Here is a 6,014-nt window from a genome sequence, read left to right on the forward strand (position 1 = left end):
ATAAACAACTATGCCATGAAAAATTTCGAATCGGCGCTTGACGCCATACAAGATCTTACTAAAAGAGGATATACTGCAAATTTAAGCCTTGAAGGCGATACCATAGACGATAAAGCCCAAGGCATACAAATGACGGCGGATGATTTCAAGATCAATGAATTTTATCGGTTCGAGGGCCCGTCTAACCCCTCAGATATGTCAATAGTTTACGCGGTAGAATCTCCAAAGTACAACCTTAAAGGCGTTTTGGTTAATGCCTTTGGTACCTATGCTAATAATAGTTCATCGGCTATTGAAGCTAAGTTGAATTATCACCAGGTTAACCAATAAATATTCTTAATTATCGTGGTCTAAATAGCTCAACAGCCTGCGCCCTTTGGCCTGTATGCTGGGTTTACCACCGTTCATCATCAACTTTAGTTGCTCGGTAAGCACCTCGCCTATCCAGATATGCCTAAAACGCATATTGAATAAAATTTCGCTAACACATGCTTTTACTGCGTCCGGAGTTTTAGGCTCAATAAGCAGATCAAAACACTGCTCAACTATGCAATCCATATTAATACATGCCAGCCTTTGTTTTACACGTTTATCCATAGCAGGCTCCGTTAAATGCATAATTATTTTGGCATAAAGCCGTTGGCAACTTTTGTTTTTAACCTTCGGGAATTGGCATATTAAAAATTCAAGGTCATCAATAAATCGTACAGGGTCACTCAATACCAGGTTCTCTAATATCCAGGCTGCCCTAAAAGCGATCACCCTTTCGGGGATAAAAGTTAGTTCGATCAAATCCCGAACATCAAATTGCCGGTTATACAGTATATCGGTTAGTTTAAGCACTTTGCTTTTACCTATCGTTTCGGATATGTGCCACAAAAGCTCGTCTTTGTCTTTAATATTTTCCACTAATACATCAAATAGAATAATTAATTAAGATAAAATCTTAATATAAAAGGTTTATCCGATCATTCAGAGGCATTGGGGAAATACATCTTAATAATACAATATGCTTTAAACGCAAGTTCAGTCAGCCGGGTTTCAAATTTATAATATATGTTAATCAATAACTTCTGTGCACTGGGCTTTTAGGCTCAAAAACCTTATCTTTGCGGCATGATCACCGTTTCTAATTTATCATTGCGTTATGGTAAACGCACCCTTTTTGAAGATGTTAATTTAAAGTTCACCCCCGGTAACTGCTATGGCATTATTGGTGCCAATGGCGCGGGTAAATCAACATTCTTAAAAATTCTTTCAGGCGAAATTGACCCTACCAGTGGAAGCTACAGCTTCTCTCCCGGCGATCGCATGGCTGTTTTAAAACAAAACCACTACGAGTTTGACGAGGTTCCGGTTATAGAAACTGTTTTAATGGGATACAAAGAATTGTATACCATTATGAAAGAAAAAGATGCCATATACTTAAAAGAAGATTTTTCTGATAAAGATGGTGAACGTGCCGGCGAACTTGAAAACCTGTTTGCCGAAATGGATGGCTGGAATGCAGAAAGCAATGCCGCTACCATATTAAGTAACCTTGGTATTAAAGAAGATGCCCATTACAAACTATTAAAAGAACTTGATGGTAACCAAAAAGTACGGGTATTATTGGCACAAGCCTTATTTGGCAAACCCGATATTTTGTTACTGGATGAGCCAACCAATGATTTGGACATAAACACAATTGCATGGTTAGAAGATTTCCTTGCGGGATACGAAGCCATTGTATTGGTGGTATCGCACGACAGGCACTTTTTAGATACCGTTTGTACACACGTTGTTGATATTGATTTCAGCAAAATGACCATTTATACCGGTAATTACACATTCTGGTATCAATCAAGCCAATTGGCTTTAAAACAACGTTCTGATCAAAACAAGAAACTGGAAGATAAAGTTAAAGAATTGCAGGATTTCATCCGCCGCTTTAGCGCCAATGCTTCCAAATCAAAACAAGCTACCAGTCGTAAAAAAGCCTTGGATAAGATCAATCTGGATGAAATCCAGCCTTCTACACGTAAATATCCTGGAATTATATTCAACAACCTGGGGCGCGAAGCGGGTGATCAAATATTGCAGATAGACAACCTGAGCAAAAAACTAAATGGTGAAGTGCTGTTTGCTAATGTTAGGCTAATGGTTAACAAAGGCGATAAAATTGCCGTACTATCTCAAAACAGCTTGGCTACCACAGCCTTTTACGACATACTAACCGGTCGTGATACAGACTTTAAGGGCGAGTTTAAATGGGGTGTGACTATTAAACCAGCCGATATACCGATGGATAACCATGCTTATTTTGATGGCAAGGATGATAACCTGATAGATTGGTTACGTGAATACTCTGAAGGTGAAAAAGATGATCAATTTATCCGTGGCTTTTTAGGCCGTATGTTGTTCTCTGGTGAGGAAGTACTAAAAAAATGTAACGTACTTTCGGGAGGCGAAAAAATGCGTTGTATGTTTAGCCGTATGATGCTTCAACAGCCTAACGTATTGTTATTTGATGAGCCAACCAATCACCTCGATCTGGAATCTATTACCGCCTTAAACAACGGCATGAAAGATTTTAGGGGTACAATGTTGTTCACTTCACGCGATCATGAATTAACCGAAACCGTAGCCAATCGTATCATCGAACTTACTCCCGGCGGCGTTATTGATAAGCTAATGGATTATGATGAATACATCAACAACGAAGCCGTACAAAAGCAACGCGAAGAGATGTATGCGATGGCATAAAATTTACAGGCAAATAAACGAGAAAAAACTTTCGGACTTTCCGTCTTACCCCCTTTCGGACTTGAAATAAAATTCGTTTATTTGCCGTCCTTAAAACACCAGACTCCTTAGCTCAGCTGGTAGAGCAAATGACTCTTAATCATTGGGTCCAGGGTTCGAATCCCTGAGGGGTCACTTTAAGTTTAATTACACTAAACCACTATTAACAAATAGTGGTTTTTTTTGTTTAAAAAGATATTTTTAGTTAAATGTAGCTACATATAATTAATACATTTGCTAACACCAAGATAACACCAAATGTTATAAATGTTTACACCATGCAAATTAGCCTGAAAATCTTATTGTATAAGCAAAAAACATATGCAGACGGTACACATCCAGTGGTGTTGCAGTACATCATAAACAGGAAAGCTAAGAAGAAGGTATTAACGCGGTGCTTGCCCGAAGAATGGGATACCATTAAAGGCAGGATCAAAAGAAATGCGCCGGGAGCCAATAGAAAAAACGAATACATCGGATCTGAATATGCAAAGGCTGAAAATTTACTATATGATATAAAGAGCGGGAACAGGAATGCTGCTGATGTATTCGGAATATCAGAAAAGTTTACACTACGATCAATTTTAGATGCTGAACTGGCTCGGCTGAAGCTTCAAAAGAAATCAGGAACGTATGGTAAAATATTAGTGTTCCAAAGTCAAATACTTAACCTTGATATTCATCTTCAGCAAATGGATAAGAAATGGTTCGACAATTTAATAGTAACGCTAATAAGCGATGGCAATAATCCAAATACTGTAAAGAAGAAGGTTAATACGTTACGCCAAATCATGTCCAGGTATGATAAATCTGCTTTATCTGATGACGTGAAGGCAATATCTGTACCTGGTGCCAAAATTGTTAAGCAAAAGTTAACACCAAATGAATTTGCAGCTTTGGAGGGCCTGTCATTGCCTGATGGTGATCTACTAACCGCGACAAGGGACATGTTCATTATGCAGGTGTATTTAAGAGGTATTCGCGTAGGTGATGTATTGCAGGCACATAGCCGTGACTTTACTGGCGGTAAATTTACCTATAAGGCCGACAAGACTGATAAGGTGCTAACAATCAAACTTATTCCCGCTGCTATGGCGATAGTGGATAAATATAACGGCAAGCACCAAAGGCTATTCCCATTCTTTACGTGGGTACCAGATATCAAGGCAAGTGAATTTGAAAATGACAGGGCCAGGTTGCGACATAAGGAAGTTTGTACCAGCGTAGTAAATAGATATCTAAAAGTGCTCGCTGTTATGGCTGGTATTAAAAAACCACTATCGTCCCACATCGCGCGGCATACATTCGCTCGGATGGCAATTGATAAAATTAACAATCCAATGATAACAATGGAATTACTTGGCCATTCTTCCCTGGCTGTCCACCAGGCTTATTTGAACGACATAAGGAAAGAGGACGAACTGGATCAAGCAGCCGATGATATATTTAACACGAAGAAAAAGAGTAACTAAAAACCAAACAATCTATATCCGGCTTCTCCGCTCCAATACCATCTGTTTTGTTGAATATAATATTTGTAGTCACCTGATAATAGAAACCGACCAATACTAAGGGCAGCACCGGTCCCGGTACTTGATCCGTAAAGTTGGTTATATCCTGCTTTCCCTAATATCTGAAATCCAAACAGAGGAACTTTCTGCTTTACGGTTAGCGTTCGCGCTCCTTTTATTGTAAATCTCAGATCATTTGAGTAAATATCTATATATGAACTTTTAGAGCCTAAAAACCAACTCTTCTTATCATATTGCGAGGTGATCAGATCGGCATCATATCCGGCATTAAATGTGGCCGCTATGCTACTGTCTTTGGGGACACTCACAGACAGATCAAAATAATTATCCTTATGGGTATATACCGTTGCCATATCGCTTACCCTATGCTCCAAAGCCTGATTCTTAATTGATAGCGAGGTGTTAATTACGGTTATCTGTCTTACTTTATCCATGGCAATATGCAGGGCATCAATGGTATCCAATAAGTCTGCCGAAACTTTATCAACAGCACCCTGATCTATTTCTTTAACCATTTTATATATGGTATGCTGCAAGCCGTTCTTATCTACTTCTTTGGCGATCTGCTTTGCTTCGGTTTGGATATTCTTTTTAGCTGCTAACTCAATAGGGTTAGGCTTTATATCGGTGTTTTTGGTATGCAGGTAGTAAATATAGGCACCCAGCCCAATTACAATTAATACAAGCCATATGATTGCTTTTTTCATGGTTTAGAGATGCTATCTTGTTTAGATTTTAATTGATTAATTACCCCCGACTTTACGGCAACGGCCCATGTCAAATCGTCTTTGTCTTTTTCGAGTTTATCAACCCGTTTCGACAGTACAATATTGGCCTGACGTAAGTCATCGCATTCATGCCCCCTGGTGAACTCTTTGAAAACAAAGTAGGCCAATAAAAGATACACTACAGCTTGCAATGGGTATTTTACGAAATCAGGGAATGAAAAAGGAAGTTTAGGAATACCCATATATTATGCTTCGGCGTTTTGTGAATCGATGTTTTTATAGTAATGTTTTTACGCCAATGGTTTGATCAATAGCTTTCCCATATTCTATTCAAATTTACCCAATGACTATGCTTAGTGTATTAGCAATGGGCTTACTTAGTTGAACTGGTAAGCCCATTGCTTTTATATTAAATTAAACCCTTTAGCACCATAAACCTTACTCACCCCATATACAGACATCCCAATATACAAATCTGTAGTTCGCGTATAGGCAAAGGTGTAAACCGTCGTCCACGAGGTGCCATTGCTGGACTTCTCGACAGTTATCGCGGTACCAACTACCTTGATTCGTAAGTAGTCATAAAGCGCGAATGTTATCGATGTTGTGGTATAGGTACCATTATTAAACACATAATGCGGCGTGGCGCTTGAAATCTGCAAGCCTGCTTTATAAGTGTTTGCTGTGTATACTTCTGATAGATTATTCTCTTTAAAAGTGATTATCGTATCGTGAGCGCCGCCCATGTATTGCTGCATGATATGTCCATCTGTGCCCAACGCAAGTTTTTTGGTAAATAATACCTTTCCATCCCACCCTGTAGGCGCTGAACTACCAAACAGGATTCCGTTATTATCGGTTACGTTAGTTGCAGCTGCAATGGCCAGGGCGCTTATAACCGCCGAACCCGCCTTTGTAATCGCGATATTGTAAACGGCTGAGTTGATACCCGATGCAGAGCGGATGTAAA

Annotated in this window: 7 protein-coding genes and 1 tRNA gene; 4 read left to right on the forward strand and 4 right to left on the reverse strand. The window is 39.3% G+C overall.

The features are described 5' to 3' along the window. The first annotated feature begins 15 nt into the window (after positions 1-15). A complete protein-coding gene (locus tag ABIN91_RS05455) occupies positions 16-330 on the forward strand; it encodes a phosphoribosylpyrophosphate synthetase (protein WP_348049289.1) in 315 nt (104 codons plus the stop codon). Between the two features lie 6 nt (positions 331-336). Here ABIN91_RS05455 and ABIN91_RS05460 read toward each other — a convergent pair whose 3' ends face one another. After that, the gene (locus tag ABIN91_RS05460; RefSeq protein WP_348049291.1) at positions 337-909 is read right to left on the reverse strand and encodes a hypothetical protein; all 573 of its coding nucleotides are present in this window, start codon (positions 907-909) and stop codon (positions 337-339) included. Between the two features lie 207 nt (positions 910-1,116). Between ABIN91_RS05460 and ABIN91_RS05465 the strand changes: the two genes are divergently transcribed. The 3 genes from ABIN91_RS05465 (at position 1,117) to ABIN91_RS05475 (ending at position 4,256) form a co-directional block, all read left to right on the forward strand. Then, complete coding sequence (locus ABIN91_RS05465; RefSeq protein WP_348049293.1) at positions 1,117-2,745, forward strand: ATP-binding cassette domain-containing protein; 1,629 nt, start codon at positions 1,117-1,119, stop codon at positions 2,743-2,745. A gap of 101 nt (positions 2,746-2,846) precedes the next feature. After that, a tRNA-Lys gene (locus tag ABIN91_RS05470) sits at positions 2,847-2,919 on the forward strand. A 143-nt stretch (positions 2,920-3,062) separates the two neighbouring features. Further along, entirely contained in the window at positions 3,063-4,256 is a 1,194-nt protein-coding gene (locus tag ABIN91_RS05475) for a tyrosine-type recombinase/integrase (protein ID WP_348049295.1), read from the forward strand. On the opposite strand, the gene ABIN91_RS05480 is transcribed toward ABIN91_RS05475, so the two are convergent. The 3 genes from ABIN91_RS05480 to ABIN91_RS05490 form a co-directional block, all read right to left on the reverse strand. Then, positions 4,253-5,023 carry a hypothetical protein gene (locus ABIN91_RS05480; protein ID WP_348049297.1) on the reverse strand — a complete coding sequence of 257 codons (771 nt, stop codon included), beginning with the start codon at positions 5,021-5,023 and terminating at the stop codon, positions 4,253-4,255. The two genes, ABIN91_RS05475 and ABIN91_RS05480, sit on opposite strands and share 4 nt — an antisense overlap. Continuing rightward, a complete protein-coding gene (locus ABIN91_RS05485) occupies positions 5,020-5,286 on the reverse strand; it encodes a hypothetical protein (protein WP_348049299.1) in 267 nt (88 codons plus the stop codon). Before ABIN91_RS05485 ends, ABIN91_RS05480 begins: the two co-directional genes overlap by 4 nt. Positions 5,287-5,448: 162 nt before the next feature. Continuing rightward, positions 5,449-6,014: hypothetical protein (locus tag ABIN91_RS05490; RefSeq protein ID WP_348049301.1), on the reverse strand; the 566-nt coding region annotated here is incomplete at its 5' end.

This window comes from Mucilaginibacter sp. (assembly GCF_039921305.1).
GTDB lineage: Bacteria > Bacteroidota > Bacteroidia > Sphingobacteriales > Sphingobacteriaceae > Mucilaginibacter.

What these genes read in the sequence shown, in the direction of transcription:
- ABIN91_RS05455 (WP_348049289.1), top strand. Translation starts at nt 16, where the DNA reads ATGAAAAATTTCGAATCGGCGCTTGACGCCATACAAGATCTTACTAAA.
- ABIN91_RS05465 (WP_348049293.1), top strand. Translation starts at nt 1,117, where the DNA reads ATGATCACCGTTTCTAATTTATCATTGCGTTATGGTAAACGCACCCTT.
- ABIN91_RS05475 (WP_348049295.1), top strand. Translation starts at nt 3,063, where the DNA reads ATGCAAATTAGCCTGAAAATCTTATTGTATAAGCAAAAAACATATGCA.
- ABIN91_RS05480 (WP_348049297.1), bottom strand. Translation starts at nt 5,023, where the DNA reads ATGAAAAAAGCAATCATATGGCTTGTATTAATTGTAATTGGGCTGGGT.
- ABIN91_RS05485 (WP_348049299.1), bottom strand. Translation starts at nt 5,286, where the DNA reads ATGGGTATTCCTAAACTTCCTTTTTCATTCCCTGATTTCGTAAAATAC.